The 14,779-nt window shown below is 70.3% G+C and carries 15 protein-coding genes and 1 tRNA gene; 3 read left to right on the forward strand and 13 right to left on the reverse strand.

The annotated features are described in order from the left end of the window. Positions 1 to 899: 899 nt before the first annotated feature. The 4 genes from IB242_RS13305 to IB242_RS13320 form a co-directional block, all read right to left on the reverse strand. Positions 900 to 2,534: a M28 family metallopeptidase gene (locus IB242_RS13305; RefSeq protein WP_343237150.1), complete on the reverse strand. Its 1,635-nt coding sequence runs from the start codon at positions 2,532 to 2,534 to the stop codon at positions 900 to 902. A 396-nt stretch (positions 2,535 to 2,930) separates the two neighbouring features. Further along, positions 2,931 to 3,890 (reverse strand): MBL fold metallo-hydrolase, encoded by a 960-nt coding sequence (locus IB242_RS13310; RefSeq protein ID WP_225540566.1) that lies wholly within the window; start codon positions 3,888 to 3,890, stop codon positions 2,931 to 2,933. Between the two features lie 79 nt (positions 3,891 to 3,969). Further along, complete coding sequence (locus tag IB242_RS13315) at positions 3,970 to 4,278, reverse strand: hypothetical protein (RefSeq protein ID WP_192280079.1); 309 nt, start codon at positions 4,276 to 4,278, stop codon at positions 3,970 to 3,972. 88 nt (positions 4,279 to 4,366) lie between these two features. Next, the gene (locus IB242_RS13320; protein ID WP_192280081.1) at positions 4,367 to 5,728 is read right to left on the reverse strand and encodes a tryptophan--tRNA ligase; all 1,362 of its coding nucleotides are present in this window, start codon (positions 5,726 to 5,728) and stop codon (positions 4,367 to 4,369) included. Positions 5,729 to 5,841: 113 nt separating this feature from the next. Here IB242_RS13320 and IB242_RS13325 point away from each other — a divergent pair, with 113 nt between their 5' ends. Then, the gene (locus tag IB242_RS13325; protein WP_225540567.1) at positions 5,842 to 6,633 is read left to right on the forward strand and encodes a hypothetical protein; all 792 of its coding nucleotides are present in this window, start codon (positions 5,842 to 5,844) and stop codon (positions 6,631 to 6,633) included. Between the two features lie 101 nt (positions 6,634 to 6,734). Here IB242_RS13325 and IB242_RS13330 read toward each other — a convergent pair whose 3' ends face one another. The 7 genes from IB242_RS13330 to birA all read right to left on the reverse strand — a co-directional run bounded on the left by IB242_RS13330 (position 6,735) and on the right by birA (position 11,112). After that, on the reverse strand, positions 6,735 to 6,950 hold the full coding sequence (locus IB242_RS13330; RefSeq protein WP_192280082.1) for a CsbD family protein: 216 nt from the start codon (positions 6,948 to 6,950) through the stop codon (positions 6,735 to 6,737). A gap of 178 nt (positions 6,951 to 7,128) precedes the next feature. Continuing rightward, positions 7,129 to 7,269: an entericidin A/B family lipoprotein gene (locus tag IB242_RS13335; protein WP_192280084.1), complete on the reverse strand. Its 141-nt coding sequence runs from the start codon at positions 7,267 to 7,269 to the stop codon at positions 7,129 to 7,131. 95 nt (positions 7,270 to 7,364) lie between these two features. Continuing rightward, positions 7,365 to 8,288 (reverse strand): arginase, encoded by a 924-nt coding sequence (gene rocF, locus IB242_RS13340; protein ID WP_192280610.1) that lies wholly within the window; start codon positions 8,286 to 8,288, stop codon positions 7,365 to 7,367. 96 nt (positions 8,289 to 8,384) lie between these two features. Beyond that, positions 8,385 to 8,460 (reverse strand) — tRNA-Thr (locus IB242_RS13345). Positions 8,461 to 8,473: 13 nt separating this feature from the next. Further along, the gene (locus IB242_RS13350; protein ID WP_192280086.1) at positions 8,474 to 9,160 is read right to left on the reverse strand and encodes an SPOR domain-containing protein; all 687 of its coding nucleotides are present in this window, start codon (positions 9,158 to 9,160) and stop codon (positions 8,474 to 8,476) included. Between the two features lie 249 nt (positions 9,161 to 9,409). Continuing rightward, positions 9,410 to 10,147 (reverse strand): type III pantothenate kinase, encoded by a 738-nt coding sequence (locus IB242_RS13355; protein ID WP_192280088.1) that lies wholly within the window; start codon positions 10,145 to 10,147, stop codon positions 9,410 to 9,412. After that, positions 10,144 to 11,112, reverse strand: a complete 969-nt coding sequence (birA, locus tag IB242_RS13360) for a bifunctional biotin--[acetyl-CoA-carboxylase] ligase/biotin operon repressor BirA (protein WP_192280089.1) — start codon at positions 11,110 to 11,112, stop codon at positions 10,144 to 10,146. The genes IB242_RS13355 and birA overlap by 4 nt, the downstream gene beginning before the upstream one ends. A 132-nt stretch (positions 11,113 to 11,244) precedes the next feature. Between birA and IB242_RS13365 the strand changes: the two genes are divergently transcribed. After that, positions 11,245 to 11,538 carry a hypothetical protein gene (locus IB242_RS13365; protein WP_192280091.1) on the forward strand — a complete coding sequence of 98 codons (294 nt, stop codon included), beginning with the start codon at positions 11,245 to 11,247 and terminating at the stop codon, positions 11,536 to 11,538. Then, a complete protein-coding gene (locus IB242_RS13370; RefSeq protein WP_192280093.1) occupies positions 11,505 to 12,290 on the forward strand; it encodes a M90 family metallopeptidase in 786 nt (261 codons plus the stop codon). The genes IB242_RS13365 and IB242_RS13370 overlap by 34 nt, the downstream gene beginning before the upstream one ends. A gap of 323 nt (positions 12,291 to 12,613) precedes the next feature. Here IB242_RS13370 and IB242_RS13375 read toward each other — a convergent pair whose 3' ends face one another. Continuing rightward, positions 12,614 to 13,936, reverse strand: a complete 1,323-nt coding sequence (locus IB242_RS13375) for a sensor histidine kinase (RefSeq protein ID WP_192280612.1) — start codon at positions 13,934 to 13,936, stop codon at positions 12,614 to 12,616. Between the two features lie 118 nt (positions 13,937 to 14,054). Beyond that, positions 14,055 to 14,738 (reverse strand): response regulator transcription factor, encoded by a 684-nt coding sequence (locus IB242_RS13380; protein WP_192280095.1) that lies wholly within the window; start codon positions 14,736 to 14,738, stop codon positions 14,055 to 14,057. Between the last annotated feature and the right edge of the window lie 41 nt (positions 14,739 to 14,779).

Genomic DNA, 14,779 nt, shown 5'->3' on the forward strand with positions numbered 1-14,779 from the left:
AAGTGCGAACGATATTGCCCATCACCACCGTCCTGCTCTGTATCGGGATGCGCGATGCAACGCCGTTGCCGTTGCCGTTGCCGTTGCCGTTGCCGTGATTTTGCTTCAGCTTCAGCTTTGGCTTTGGCTTTGGCTTTGGCTTTGGCTTTGGCTTTGGCTTTGGCCCCAGATCTTGACCCACCCGAGCCGTAAAGCGGGCCGAGCATCGCAGTGGCGATGGGGGCGAAGAGGCCCACGTGTCTGAGCGCAGCGAGTTGTGGGCCGTCACCCATCGACGCGAGAAGCGCAGGGGACCGTCGCGTAGCGACGGATCGCGTCCGGCGACAGCGGTTTTGGTTCCTTTTGCCAAGACAAAAGGAACCCGCGCAACAGCGCGGAAGCCGTTGCTTTGAAGCTTGGCGGTAGCAGTAGCTGTAGCTGTAGCTGTAGCAGTAGCAGTAGCAGTAGCAGTAGCAGTAGCTTCAGCATTTGCTGCCTTGCCTGGAAAGCAAGCCGGAGCAGAAGCGACAGCAGAGCTTTCGCTCTACCCGCCGCGCGGGCGGGAGCGAGTCACTTTTCTTTGCTTGTGCAAAGAAAAGTAACCAAAAGAAAGCACAGCCGGTCCGCGAGCCGCCGCGGCTGCGCCACGTCGGTGCCCTGCGCTTCTCGCAGGAACGGGGCCGGCCCACAACTCGCTGCGCTCAGACACGTGGGCCTCTTCGTCCCCGCTCCTGCTGCGATGCTCGGCTCGCTTCACGGCACCTGGAAGATCACATGCAAAAGCCAGGCAAAAAACGATGCAACAGCAACAGCAACAGCAACGGCAACGACAACAACAACGACAACGGCAACGGCAACGGCAACGGCAACAACTCGAGCATCGCTGCCGCAGGCGGGCTGCAGCAGCGATCAGGACTGGCTCAGCGGCGCGCCGCCTCGCTGCGGGCGCGTTCACCGGCGAATTCGGACTCCGCATCCCATTGCGGCCACGCCCTGCCATCGGCGATGCCGCGCCCCAGGTCGTACAGCAGGGCCACGTCGGCCACCTGGCCACGCATGTCCCAGTCCGCGCTCCAGTTGTCGCAGGCCTGGTGGTAGCAGCGGGCGAAGTAGGCATCGCGCAGGGCCTTGCCACTGTCGACGCCGCCGTCGACGCGGTCCAGGCCGGCACCGATGGTGATGCCCGGCACGCCCGCGCGGGCGAAGGCGAAGTGGTCGGCGCGGTAGAAGAAGCCGGCCTCCAGATTCGGGTCGGGCGAGTAGGTGCGGCCGCGGGCGCGGGCCACGCGTTCGAGATCGCGCTCCAGCGAGACACGGCCCTTGCCCCAGGACGCGATGTCGCGGGTCGGGCCGTCCGGGCTCAGCATCTCGATGTTGATCACCGCCGCGGTGGTTTCCAGCGGCGCCAGCGGATGCGCGGCGTAATGGGCCGCACCGAGCAGGCCCTTCTCCTCGGCGGTCAAGGCGATGAACAGCAGGCTGCGGGCCGGGCGCGGGCCGGCGGCATGGACGCGCGCCAGCTCGATCACCGCGGCGACTCCGGTGGCGTTGTCGATCGCGCCGTGTCGGATGCGGTCGCCGTCGGCGTCGGGTTCGCCGATGCCGAACGCATCCCAGTGCGCCGAATAGATCACCGTCTCGTCCGGTCGCGATGCGCCCTGCAGGCGTCCGACCACGTTGTGGGTGATCACCTCCTCACGCCGCGTGTCGAAGGCGACCGACAACGTCGCATCGCCCAGCGGCATCGGCTGGAAATCGGCGCGCTGCGCCTTCTTCTTCTCGGTCTCGAAATCCAGGCCGGCGGCGGCGAACAGCTGCACGGCGCGCTCGCGCTGCAGCCAGCCGCGCATCGGCGTATGCACCTTCGCCGCGTCGTCGCGCACGATGTCGAACACCGGCGACAGGCCGGATGCACGCACGGTGGCCCAGCCGTAGGCGGCCGGTGCGGTCTCGTGCACGATCAGCACGCCGACAGCGCCCTGGCGTGCGGCTTCCTCGTACTTGTAGGTCCACCGCCCGTAATAGGTCATGCCGCGGCCATCGAAGGCACCCGGCTCCGCGGTTTCGAAATCCGGGTCGTTGACCAGCACCACCATGATCTTGCCGCGCAGGTCCACGCCCTTGTAGTCGTCCCAGTCGCGCTCCGGCGCATTGACGCCGTAGCCGACGAAGACCAGCGGGGCGTCCTTGATGTCCACATGGGGATCGGGATGCAGGCTCTGCACGGTCAGATCATCGCCATTGGCCAGCGGCGTGGACACGCCGGCCAGCGTCCACGACACCCGCGCATTGCCGCTCAGCTGCGCACGCACCAGCGGCACCGCCTGGGTCCAGCCGCCATCGTCGCCGCCCGGCTGCACGCCGGCGTCGGCGAAGGCCTTGCTGAGATAGGCGATGGTCCTGTCCTCGCCCGGCGTCGCCGGTGCGCGTCCCTCGAATTCCTTCGAAGCAAGGATGCGCACGTGTTCGGACAGCGCCTCGCCGGAGATGCCGCCGCCGGGCACCGCCACCGGTGCAGCGGCCTGCGCCGCACAGCACCACAGGATCGACGCCACCAGCGCCGGCACGGTCAATACACGCGGACTTGCCTTCACGACCACTCCAGTACGGCGCGCGGCCGATCCCGCGCAGGGATTGCCACCGTCGCAGTCGCGGACGGCGGATGCAAGTCCCGGCCTGATCAGTGTGCTGCTTCAGTTCCCCTTTACATGCGCAGCGTCGGCCCCGCGGGAGTGGCACCGTGCAGTCGAGGATCCGGCACGATCAGCAGCTCCGATGCGATCCGGCTCTCCGTGCGCATCGACCGACGCAGGACACGTCGCGTTGGCTGCAATGCACGTCGCGACACCACCGGCATGTCCGCATGCGGGTACGTCAGCGGTGCCGCAATGTTGGGAGGAAACCTGATCTCGACCGCGCTGCATGCCGTGATGCGACGGCAGCGGGATCGCTCAGCGACGCGCGCGGTCCAGCCAGGCCTCCAGCCCCTGCGCGTTGAGTTCGATGTCCATCTCCAGCACGCGCAGCACACCCGCATCGTCGAGCGGACAGCCATGCGCCTGCGCGCGCTCCAGGTAGTAGCCGGACAACGCGGCGACCAGGCCGCGATGGCGGTCGGCGGTGCCGTCGCAGGCCTGGGCCAGCGACACCATCGCGTCGATCTGTTCGACCAGGTCGGCGGCCAGACGCGGCACACTCTCGACACGGCCGTAATGGGTCAGGTACATCGCGTCGGGAGCGTAGGCAGCCATCCGGGCGATCGAGGCCTGCAGCGCCTCCGGCTCGAACTGCACCGGCGAGGAGGTCGGCAGGATGAAGGCGCCTTGTGCGCTGTCCAGTTCGCGATAGGACAGGCCGAAGGTATCGCCGGTGAACCAGCTGCGGCTGCGCGCGTCCCACACGCACAGGTGATGACGCGCATGGCCGGGCGTGTCCAGGCACAACAGCGGGCGGCCGGCCAGGTCGATCACGTGACCGTCGTGGGCGATCTCCACGCGCGCCGCGTCGACCGGCACGATGGTGCCGTAGTGGCGGGCGAACGCGTCTTCGCCGTAGACTGCGGTCGCACCGGCGATCAGCCGGGTCGGGTCGATCAGGTGCGGCGCGGCGCGCGGATGCGCGACCAGACGCGCATTCGGCAGGTGCTGCAGCAGGGCGCCGGCACCGCCCGCGTGATCCAGATGGGCATGGGTGACGATCAGCCAGTCGACTGCGGACGGTGACAGGCCCTGCGCCTCAAGTGCGGCCAGCAGCGGTACCTGCGTGTGGTTGGTGCCGCAGTCGATGAACGCGGCGCGGCCGTTCTCCACCATCAGGTAGGCCGCATCGAACCGCGGCCGCACGTAGCCGGTGTCGATGGTGGTAATGCCGTATCCGCCCATGCCGTCCATGCCCTGATCAGTCACCGGCATGCTAGCCACGCACGGTGTGCACGACGACCCGGCTTTGGTCGTAGGCGACGGGGACTACGCCTGCACGTGGCCGGACGACTCAGCGCTGCATGCGCCCGTGCAGCCAGCGCGCGCGTAGCGGAATGGCGAACGCGAGCACGATCAGGAACCCGCCGTACGCGTAAAGCACGGCGAGCACATGCCGCCAGATCGACCGTTCGCCCGCTTCCGCACCGCCGTCCGCAAAGCCGAACAGCATGCCGGCGATGCTCAGCGCGAGCGCGACCAGCAGCGTGGCCGCATCGAACAGGCGCCGCGCGCGATCACGCGGCGTGCGTGGGTAGCACCAGTACAGCGTGCCGAGCAGGCCGAACCACGGAAGAAACAGCAGCAGCGTCAACCAGGCCATCAGCGTGCGACCTCCCCGGTCGTCGATCCCCGGCGTCCGGCCGGGCGGGCGCCGCGGGCAGCACAGGTGCTGGCCGCGGCGGCAGTGCTCATTCGTCCGCCGCGTTCATCGCCTGCAGCGCGGCGATCACCGCATCGACGCCGGCCACGCCGTCGGCCAGCGTGCCCACGCGCTCGCCGAGCAGGCCGACCGTACGCTGCTCCATCTCGTGCAGCGCGTCGGCGCCCTCGCGCCTCAGGCGGGCGATCAGCTGGCCGGCCTCGCGCGGCGAGGCCTGCCCGTCGCCCTGCAGCAGCAGGCTGCCCTCGCCGTCGACCAGCTTGAAGAAGAAGCGGCCATCGGCCTCGCGGTACTGCTTGAACTGCGGCAGCTTCTGCGCCTGCGCGCGCGCCGGGCCGGCTGCGGCCTGCGCGGCGGTGAACGCGCCCAGGCCGACCGCCTGGCGCAGCTCGTCCAGCAGCGGCACGGTCAGGTCGCGCGCCTTGCGTGCGCCTTCCAGCAGGATCTCCTCGAGCTCGGCCGGGCGCGCGATCAGCACCTCGTACTGCTCGCGCATCGGTGCCATCGCGTCCTCGATGCGTGCGTACAGCCGCTGCTTGGCATCGCCCCAACCGATGCCCTCGGCGAAGGCATGGCGCATCTCGGCCGCCTGCTGCGGCGTGCTGAAGGCCTGGTAGAGCTGGAACAGGTTGGACGTATCGGCGTCCTTGGGCTCGCCGGGCGCGCGCGAGTCGGTGACGATCGACATCACCAGCTTCTTCAGCTCGGCCGGCGGCGCGAACAGCGGGATGGTGTTGTCGTAGCTCTTGGACATCTTGCGGCCGTCCAGGCCCGGCAGCGTCGCCACCTGCTCGTCGATGGTCACCTCCGGCAGCACCAGCGGCTCGCCGGCCTTGCCGGTCACCGCGCGCCAGCTGTCGCCGTACAGGTGGTTGAAGCGCTGGCCGATGTCGCGCGCCATCTCGATGTGCTGGATCTGGTCGCGGCCGACCGGCACCTTGTGCGCGCCGAAGGCGAGGATGTCGGCGGCCATCAGCACCGGGTACATGTACAGGCCGGCGGTGACGCCGGCATCGGCGTCCTCGCCCGTCTCGGTGTTCCTGTCCACGGCCGCCTTGTAGGCATGCGCGCGGTTGAGCAGGCCCTTGGCGGCGACGCAGGTCAGCAGCCAGCTCAGCTGCGGGATCTCGGGAATGTCGGACTGGCGGTAGAACACCACCTTCTTCGGGTCCAGGCCGCAGGCGAGCCAGGTCGCGGCGATCTCCTGGCGCGAACGCGCCACGCGGGCCGGATCGTCGGCCTTGATCAGCGCGTGGTAGTCGGCCAGGAAGAAGAAGCTCTCCACGCCCTCGACGCGACTGGCATGGATCGCCGGCCGGATCGCGCCCGCGTAGTTGCCCAAGTGCGGGGTGCCGGTGGTGGTGATGCCGGTGAGGACGCGGGTGGTCATGGTGCGGGCCTGCTCTGTAGGGAATGCGGAAACGGGTCGATTCTAGCGCCGCCGGGTCGACCCCAGCGTGGGGACACGCGCGTTTGATGCTGCAGTCCCCACGGAGCATCGTCATGATCCAGCGAGTCCTGCCTGCCCTTCTCGTGCTGCTGTCGTTGCTCCACGGCGAGGACGCGGCCGCACGCACGCCTCCCGCGATTTCACCGGACACCGGCCCGGTGACGCTGTCGCTGGTCGCACGCGACAGCGGGCTGCCGCTGGCGCAGGCCCGCCACCGCGGCCAGACCTGGGTCGGTGGCTGGCCGGGCCAGGCGTACGCGGTACGGCTGCACAACCGCGGACCGGAGCGGGTGCTGGTGGTGCTGTCGGTCGACGGGGTCAATGCGATCAGTGGCCAGACCGCCGATCCGCGCCAGGCCGGTTACGTCCTCGAACCCGGACAACTGGCCGACATCACCGGCTGGCGCAAGTCGATGCAGACCGTGGCCGGTTTCGTGTTCGTCGACCCGCGCGACAGTTATGCCACCCGCACCGGACGTCCGGACAACGTCGGCGTGGTCGGCATCGCGGTGCACCGCGAACGGACGCCTCATCGGTGGCCATCGCCAGCCCCGGCGGTGGCTGGCGCCGCGGAGTCGGCCGCTGTGGGCGACAGGGTCGCACGCGCTGCACGCAGCGGCCGTCAGGCGATCGGCACCGGACACGGCGACGTCACCGGCTCGCCCACCTGGAGCACCGTCTTCCAGCGCGACCCGCGCCCGATCCAGCTCACCGAGCTGCGTTACGACACGCCGGACGCACTTCGCGCACGCGGCGTGCCTCTGGCCGGCCCGCGGATCACCCGGCATGCGGACCATCCGCGCGCATTCCCGGGCGGTTTCGTTCCCAATCCGCCGGCCCGCTGAGCGGATCATCGGTTTCGCCAACAAAAAACGGGAGCGCGATGCGCTCCCGTCCCCCGCATCCGCGGACGGACCCATCAGGCCCATCCGCGTGCTGCACCGGCTCAGTGGCGGTAGCGCTCGTCCAGGCCGGACTCGAAGTCGCGCACTTCCTTCTCGGCGCGGTCGCGCTCCCAGCCGTAGCGCTCCTGCAGCTTGCCGGCCAGATACTTGGAATTGCCCTCGGCGACGTCGAACACGTCGTCGGTCAGGTCGCCCCACTTGGCCTGGATCTGACCCTTCAGCTGCTTCCAGTTGCCACCGATGATGTCGCGATTCATGTGCTGCTCCTGCATGGTGTGGAGAGAGATGTGGCCGCCTCGTCCGGCCACGTGTGCAGGATCGCGCCATCTGCGTTCGGGGACGGTCCAGCGTGCGTCAACGCGAAGTTAGGCCGCTGAACGCAAGGCAAAAAAAGAGCCGGCATCCGCCGGCTCTTCTCATGCAGCCCTGGATCGATCAGTTGCGGCGCTCGGCGGCATCCTCGATCTTCTCGCCGGCCTTCTGGACGTCCTTGCCTGCACCGGACATGGTGTTGCAGGCGGTCAGCGTCGAGGCCGAGAACAGGGTCAGCAGAGTCAGGGTGATGATGCGCTTCATGATGGGCTCCTGGTGACGACAGCGCACGGGTCGTGCGTGCGGCGCCAATCTCCGCCTGACGCCGTCGAACCGGCGTGAACGGAACCCGGCCCCGTTCAGTCGCGCATCAAGGTGGACTTGCCGAACAGGCTCTCGACCAGATCCACCGCCAGTTCGGCGGTCTGGTTGCGCACGTCGATGCAGGGGTTGAGCTCGACGATGTCCAGCGAGCCCATCCTGCCGGTGTCGGCGATCATCTCCATCACCAGCTGCGCTTCGCGGTAGCTCGGCCCACCCGGGATCGTCGTGCCCACGCCCGGGGCGATGCTGGGGTCCAGGAAGTCCACGTCGAAGCTGACGTGCAGGTGGGTGTCGGCGTCGATGCCGGACAGCGCCTGCGCCATGACCCGCTTCATCCCGACCTCGTCGATGTAGCGCATGTCGTAGATGTCCAGGCCGTGCTGCTTGACCAGCCGCTTCTCCTCCGGATCGACCGAGCGGATCCCGATCTGCCGGATCTGGTGCGGCAGCATGGCCGGCACGTCGCCGGCCATGCCGGTCAGCGCATCGGGACCCAGGCCGCACAGGCAGGCGACGGGCATGCCATGCACGTTGCCCGAGGGCGTGACCGCGCTGGTGTTGAAATCGGCGTGCGCGTCCAGCCACAGCACCCGCAGGCGCTTGCCGGTCTCCCGGCAATGGCGGGCCACCGCGCTGATCGACCCGATCGCCAGGCAATGGTCGCCGCCGAGCATCACCGGCATCCGTCCGGCGCGCAGTTCGGCCAGGCTGGCCTCCATGAGCGCGCGGTTCCAGGCCACGGCCTGATCGAGGTGGCGGTAGCCGTCCACCGGCGGTAGCCAGGGGTTGGCCGGGCCGCCGAGGTTGCCGCGGTCGGCCACGTCCACGCCGCGCCCGCGCAGGGCTTCGGCGAGACCGGCGATCCGGAGCGCGTCGGGGCCGAGCGAGGCGCCGCGATGGCCTGCGCCGATGTCGGTCGGAACGCCGATCAGCGAGACCGGCGGGAACTGCGGGGGCATGCGTTCTTCGTGTGTCTTCATGCCGCCAGCCTAGCGGCTGGGCCACACTCTGGACCCGCTGCATTGCAGCAGCGTGGCAGCCCGCACGCCATGGAATGGTGCCGCTTATCCGAATCGAACGGATGACCTACCGCTTACAAGGCGGTTGCTCTACCAGCTGAGCTAAAGCGGCGAAGGGGGCGATTCTAGCGCAAGCGCGCGCAGTCACGGTCCTGTGCGCGCGGAACCCGCGCACGCACCGCGGCCGCATCGGTGCTCGCCACGTCCAGCCACCAGCGCGTGGGACCGGGCGTTCCGGACGGGCGCAGCTGCGCCGGGAATCCGGCCGCCTGCAGCGCCGCCACGCGGCGGTCGGCGCTGTCGCGGCTGCGGAACGCGCCCAGGGCGATCACATGTGCGTCCTCGCCCTGGTTGAGGATCAGGTAGTCGTCGAATCCGGCCGCGGCGATCCGCTCGGCCGTGGCCTGCGCTTCGGCGCGGTCGGCGGCGCCCGGCAGCACGACCCGATAGCTGGCGGCCTCGCCCGGTACCTCCTCGATGGCGCTGCGCCGCACCCGGTCGCCCAGCTCGGCCAGCAGCGCTTCGGCGACGTTGCGCGCACTGAACGGGCCCATCCGCAGGCACTGCAGCGGCGCCGCGGGTACGGCCGGGTCCGCGGGTGCCGCGGGGCCCTCGGTCGTCTCGCTCGCCGTCAGCGACGGCGCCCCGGGCGTGGACGCGGCCCCGGCATCGGCGGCTGCAATCCGCAGCGCGACACCGCCACGGTCCGACACCGGCACCGGCGCCGGCGCTGGATCGGCACTGGCGATCCACCACAGGGCCACGCCGAGATTGAGGACGAGCAGGACGACGAGCAGGGTGCGGACGAGCATGGCGGGATTCTAGCCCGCATCCCGCGCCGGTCGCGGCAGTGCACGTTGCCGGTGCGGTCGTTGGTGAGGACACCCGACGCACGGCGCCGCCCGCCCGCTCACGTTCCGCGCCGAAGGACAGGGCCGACAGCTGCAGGCCGGAAGCGCCGAGGCGACGGTCATGCAAGTGTGCTCCTCCGCCCTGCAGTCGGCGTGCGTCCGCCACCGGGAGCGTCGCCCGCAAGCGCCCGGAGCCGGGCGCGTCGCGCGTCAGCCGCGCGGGCGTCGTGCCCAGCGCGTCCACGCCGCCAGGCCATCGAGCACCAGGGTCGGCTGTGGGTGTGCCTGCGGCAACAGGGGCGACAGGTCCGGCGCGCCGCCGCCGTGCAGCAGCAGCACCGGCTGCGTGCCGAGCAGCCGCCTGCCCTGGTCCAGCGAGCGCTCCACCAGGGCCACCGCGGCACCATCGCAGCCGGAGGCCAGCGCGTCGGCGGTGTCGTCGGCGAATTCGCTGTAACGGCCACCGCTGGCCGGCAGCTGCGCGGCGCGCGCCTGCAGCGCCTGGCGCATGACCGTCGGCGAGGCCGCGATGCGACCGCCATGGTGGCGACCGGAGGCATCCAGCAGGTCGATGGTCAGCGCGGTGCCGACCCCGACCACCAGCGCCGGGCCGCCCAGCGCATGCGCAGCCAGCAGCGCCAGAAACCGGTCCACGCCGAAACGCGCCGGATCGGCGTAGGCGATGCGCACGCCGGCGCACTCGGCCTCGACCCTGATCAGTTCCACCCGCGCGAACCGGGCCGCCAGCGCATCGACCACCTGCGCGGTCAGCGCAGGCGAGGCGACGCTGGCCAGCCACGCGGTCGCGCCATCGGGCAGCGCCGGGCCGCCCTGCTCCAGCCGCTCCGCGCCATGCGCCCAGACCCGCACGGCACCGACCTGGCCATCGTCGCGCAGGGGTGCGGCCTTGAAACGGGAGTTGCCCAGATCGAACAGCCAGTCGCTCATCGCGGCCTCACGCTGACTTCGCCGGCATGGAACACGCGCTCGCCATCGGCGGTGGCCACCCGCAGGCCACCATCGGGCGCAAGTCCCAGCGCCTGCCCCTGGACCAGCTCGCGTCCGTGGACCGTCACCTGCCGGCCCTGCAGCACATCGAGGGCGGCGTAGCGCGGCAGGAACGGCTCCAGCCCGGTGTCGTCGAACAGGTCCAGCGCCGGCAGCAGCCGCGACAGCACGGCGCTGGCCACCGCGTCGCGCGCAGGCGCCACGCCACCGGACAGGGTGGCCAGGTCGGTCCAGGGCTGGCCGATCGTCGAGGCCAGGTCGGGCGGCAGGTCCACATTGATCCCGATCCCGATCACCGCCTGCACCGGGCCGGCATGCTCGCCACCGCCTTCGATCAGCAGGCCGGCCAGCTTGCCGTCGCCGGCGACCAGATCGTTCGGCCATTTCAGGCCGACGCCGGTGCAGCCCAGGTCGCGCAGCGCCTCGGCGACCGCGACACCGGCCACCAGGCTAAGCCCGCCCAGTCGCGCCAGGCCGCCGCCGAAGCCGCGTCGCAGCGACAGGCAGACCTGGGCGCCCAGCGGCGCCACCCAGGCACGGCCCAGGCGGCCGCGACCCGCCGACTGCCGTTCGGCCAGCAGCACCTCGACGCCGGGCCCCGCCATGCGCGGACGCCGCAGCAGTTCGCTGTTGGTCGAATCCAGTGCCCAGGCCACCTCGAGGCCGGCCAGCGCATCGCGCAGGGCGGCGGGCAGTCCGGCCCGGATCCGGTCCGCGTCGAGCAGGTCCAGCGGCCGCTCCAGTGCATAGCCGCGACCCGCGGCGGCCGCGACGCCGATACCGGCCGCGCGCAGTCCCTGGATCCGCTTCCAGACCGCGGCACGGGTCAGCCCCGCCTCCCGCGCAAGCGCGTCGCCGGACTGGACGCCGCTGGCCAGGCGAAGCAACAGCTCGCGATCGTCCACCTCAGTTCCTCCTGCTCATCCCGGCGATTATCCCCGTCGCGGGGCACGCGGCCCAGCCCGGCCGGCGCCGCGCTGCGGCCGCCCCGGATCCGCGTTATAGTCGGCGCTTGCCCCCGGCCCGCTGGATCCGCCATGCGCTGCCTTGCCCTCCTGCTGCTGCTCTCCGCTCCGGTCGTGGCCTGCGCGGGACCCGGCGATGCCGATCCCGCACCCAAGCGCGGCGCCTGCAATTACGTGCCGGCCGCCAACGGCGACGATGTCACCGTTGCCGCACCGCAGGCACGCGCGCCGATCCCGGCAGCCTCGCGCAGCGTCGGCAAGCCGGCCAGCGGCAACGGCAACGCCGGCGGCGGCGATGCCGACATCGCGTTGCCGCGCACGCGTGCTGCCAAGTGGCACAGCTTCCTGCCGGGCATGTTCCGCTGATCGGTCCGTTGTCGCGCTGGCTGAGGCCACGCCCCGCCTCCATCGATCCCCACCTCTGGCAGACCGCGCTGTCCGCGCTGCCGTGGGCCGCCGGCCTGGACCAGACGCGCCGCAGCCGCCTGCACTCGCTGGCCGCACGTTTCCTCCAGCAGAAGACGATCACCCCGCTCGACGGGCTGGAACTGGACGACGGCCAGCGCGTGCTGCTGGCCGCATTGTGCTGCCTGCCGCTGATCGAGTTCGGCGAGAACGGCCTGCGCGGCTGGTCGCAGCTGCTGGTGTATCCGGAGGCGTTCCGGGTGCAGCGCAGCCACGTCGACGCGGCCGGCGTGCTGCACGAATGGGAAGACGAGCTGATCGGCGAAGCCTGGGACCAGGGCCCGCTGATCCTGTCCTGGGCCGACGTGCAGGCGGACCTGGCCGACCCGGATGCCGGTTACTGCGTGGCCGTGCACGAAATGGCGCACAAGCTCGATGCGCTCGATGGCGTGCTCGACGGCACCCCGCTGCTGCCGGCCAGCTGGCAGCGGCAATGGGCCCGCGACTTCCAGCGGGCCTACGACGCGTTCTGCCGCCAGGTCGATGCCGGCGAGGAGGTCGCGATCGATCCCTACGCGGCCGAGGCGCCGGAGGAGTTCTTCGCCGTGGTCAGCGAGTACCACTTCTCCGCGCCCGACGTGCTCGCCGCGACGATGCCCGCGGTCGCCGCGCACCTGGTGCGCTTCTACGGCGGCTCCGGCGCGGCACCCTAGCGGCGGGCCGGTTCCGGCCACGCCCTCATGCCGGCCCGTTCATGCGGGCCGCGCGATACGCCGCTTCCGCGTGACGGCGCTGCACGCGTCCGGCGCGTTCGCCCGGAATGGCCGCGCAGCTTTTCGCATGCCCGTTCCGGTACTGTCCCGTCGGCCCGCGGCGAACATGCCAGCCCGGACACATCGGCGCCGCCACTGGTCACGCAGTTGAAGCCGCCCGGTGTCGCATCGACGGCATGCAAGCGATGCGATGCCTGCGTGGGCGTGATGCCGATCGTGCGGATCCGGCGTGTGCACGTTGCCGGCCAGACCGGCGCGCCGGCTCACAGACCAGGCGGCAGGGTCACCTCGAAGCGGGCGCCGCCCAGTTCGGTCGAACGCAGCACCTGCAGTTCGCCGCGATAGTCCTTGACCAGGTCCTGCACGATCGACAGGCCGATGCCGTGGCCCTGCACGCGCTCGTCGCCGCGCACGCCGCGCTGCAGCACCTTGGCGATGTCGTCGGGCGCGATGCCCGGGCCGTCGTCGTCGACCGCCAGGATCAGGCCGGCGCGGCGGTTGGGCGCGGTCGGGCCGGGTCGGGCGGTCAGCAGCACGCGCCGGTGCGCCCACTTGAACGCGTTCTCCAGCAGGTTGCCGAGCAGTTCCTGCAGGTCGCCGGGCTCGCCGTAGAACTGCACGTCGGGCGCGACATCGAACTCGCACAGCACGCCCTTGGTCGCGTACACCTTTTCCAGTCCGCGCACGATCTCCTCGGCACTGGACTCGATCGGCACCGGCGCGGAGAACAGCTTGTGGCCGCCGGACGCGGCGCGTGCCAGCTGGTAGGAGACCAGGTCGTTCATGCGCTTGAGCTGGGTATCGAGTTCCTCGCGCAGGCTGCCTTCGCCGGTGCCGCTGTCGAGCTGGGTGCGCAGCACCGCCAGCGGCGTCTTCAGGCTGTGGGCGAGGTCGGCCAGCGTGTTGCGCTGCCGCTCCAGATGCTCGCGCTCGCTCTCGATCAACGCGTTGATGCTCTCGGTCAACGGTTCGAGTTCGCGCGGATGGCGCTCGCTCATGCGCTGCAGCTGGCCACGCTGCACGCGGGTCAGTTCGGCGATCACCCGGCGCAGCGGCTTCAGGCTCCACTGCAGCACCAGGGTCTGCAGCAGCAGCAGCAGCAGGCCGGCGCCGCCCAGATAGATCCACAGCGCGCCGCGGAACACGCGCACCTGGGCATCCAGGGTCTGCGCGTCCTCCAGCACGTAGATGGTGTACGGAAACTCGGCCTCAGGGCCGCGCTCTCCCCAGATCAGGCCGATGCCGTAGCGATAGACCTCGCCGGGGCTGCCATCGATCTGGGTCATCGGCAGCTGGGTATGGAAGCTTTCCTGGCGCGGCAACAGCATGCCGCCGACCTCGGGCAGCAGCGGCCCTTCCGCCGACAGCGACGCCCAGTGCCCGTTCGGCAGCACGACCTCGGCATACAGGCCGCTGCCCGGGCGGTGGAAGCGCGGGTCGGGGCCGAGTTCGGGGGTGTAGAGCGAGCCGTCGCGACCGAAGTCGATGTTGTCGGCATACGCCATCGCGTAGCTCTTCAGCCGCTGGCGCAGGTTGTTCTCGGCGGTCTCGGCGAACGCGCGGTCCAGCGCGTAGCCGGCCAGCATCAGGAAGGCGACCAGCCCGAGGCTGGCCGCGGTGAGCTGACGCGCCTTGAGCGAGCGCGTGCGCCACGGCCGGAAACCCACGCGTTCGCGATTCACCCGGCCGGCCGCTCCATCGGGATCAGGCGTCGGTGCGCGGAATCGCAAAACGGTAGCCGCGACCGCGGACGGTCTCGATCGGCTTCAGCTCGCCGTCCGGATCCAGCTTCTTGCGCAGGCGGCCGATGAAGACCTCCAGCACGTTGGAATCGCGGTCGAAATCCTGCTGGTAGATGTGCTCGGTCAGGTCGGCCTTCGACACCAGCTCGCCGGCATGCATCATCAGGTACTCGAGCACCTTGTACTCGTAGCTGGTGAGATCGACGTTGTGGCCGGTGACGCTGACCGTCTGCGCCGCCAGGTCCAGCGCGACCGGGCCGCACTCCAGCACCGGCTTGCTCCAGCCCGCGGCGCGGCGGACCAGCGCGTTGAGGCGCGCCAGCAGCTCCTCGACGTGGAACGGCTTGACCAGATAGTCGTCTGCGCCCTGCTTGAGGCCCTCGACCTTGTCCTGCCAGCTGGAGCGGGCGGTCAGGATCAGCACCGGGAAATTCTTGCCTTCGTCGCGCAGCGCCTTGACCAGTTCCATGCCGGACATCTTGGGCAGGCCCAGGTCGATGATGGCCACGTCGAACGGCACCTCGCGGCCCATGTACAGGCCCTCTTCGCCATCCTGTGCGGCATCGACCGCAAAGCCTTCTCGCTTCAGCCGGGCAGCCAGGGTTTCGCGCAACGGGGCTTCGTCTTCGACCAGAAGGATACGCATGCACTCTCCGTAGTAACTGTGGTGGCGGTCGTGTCACCCCG

It is taken from the genome of Xanthomonas sp. XNM01 (assembly GCF_014851915.1).
In the GTDB taxonomy this organism is placed as follows: Bacteria; Pseudomonadota; Gammaproteobacteria; order Xanthomonadales; family Xanthomonadaceae; genus Pseudoxanthomonas.

Excerpts from the sequence above, each read along its gene's own strand:
- IB242_RS13375 (WP_192280612.1), bottom strand. The coding sequence starts at position 13,936 with ATGCTGGCCGGCTACGCGCTGGACCGCGCGTTCGCCGAGACCGCCGAG.
- IB242_RS13315 (WP_192280079.1), bottom strand. The coding sequence starts at position 4,278 with ATGGCCTGGTTGACGCTGCTGCTGTTTCTTCCGTGGTTCGGCCTGCTC.
- rocF (WP_192280610.1), bottom strand. The coding sequence starts at position 8,288 with ATGCCCCCGCAGTTCCCGCCGGTCTCGCTGATCGGCGTTCCGACCGAC.
- IB242_RS13310 (WP_225540566.1), bottom strand. The coding sequence starts at position 3,890 with ATGCCGGTGACTGATCAGGGCATGGACGGCATGGGCGGATACGGCATT.
- IB242_RS13365 (WP_192280091.1), top strand. The coding sequence starts at position 11,245 with ATGCGCTGCCTTGCCCTCCTGCTGCTGCTCTCCGCTCCGGTCGTGGCC.
- IB242_RS13330 (WP_192280082.1), bottom strand. The coding sequence starts at position 6,950 with ATGAATCGCGACATCATCGGTGGCAACTGGAAGCAGCTGAAGGGTCAG.
- IB242_RS13355 (WP_192280088.1), bottom strand. The coding sequence starts at position 10,147 with ATGAGCGACTGGCTGTTCGATCTGGGCAACTCCCGTTTCAAGGCCGCA.
- IB242_RS13380 (WP_192280095.1), bottom strand. The coding sequence starts at position 14,738 with ATGCGTATCCTTCTGGTCGAAGACGAAGCCCCGTTGCGCGAAACCCTG.
- IB242_RS13350 (WP_192280086.1), bottom strand. The coding sequence starts at position 9,160 with ATGCTCGTCCGCACCCTGCTCGTCGTCCTGCTCGTCCTCAATCTCGGC.
- IB242_RS13320 (WP_192280081.1), bottom strand. The coding sequence starts at position 5,728 with ATGACCACCCGCGTCCTCACCGGCATCACCACCACCGGCACCCCGCAC.
- IB242_RS13325 (WP_225540567.1), top strand. The coding sequence starts at position 5,842 with ATGATCCAGCGAGTCCTGCCTGCCCTTCTCGTGCTGCTGTCGTTGCTC.
- IB242_RS13335 (WP_192280084.1), bottom strand. The coding sequence starts at position 7,269 with ATGAAGCGCATCATCACCCTGACTCTGCTGACCCTGTTCTCGGCCTCG.